Genomic DNA, 205 nt, shown 5'->3' on the forward strand with positions numbered 1-205 from the left:
TCCGTCGATGAAGCGGGCGTTGACGCACAAAACAACGACATCCCAGGCACGCCAAGTGTCAGTGGCGACCTCAATGCCACTGACGTCGACAACGCACAAGGCGACCTAAGCTGGACACTGGTCAGCGATCAATTTGCCGATTACGGTGAGTTCATACTCAACAGTGAAACAGGCGAGTGGACCTTCAACCTGTTCAATGACTCAG

1 protein-coding gene is annotated in these 205 nt (G+C 53.7%); it reads left to right on the forward strand.

Features of this window, described 5'->3' with window-relative positions:
- The coding region (locus tag AC1EU2_RS18825) for a VCBS domain-containing protein (protein WP_480299809.1) at positions 1–205 on the forward strand (205 nt) is incomplete at both ends.

Source organism: Parashewanella sp. 2304DJ23-3 (genome assembly GCF_056591695.1).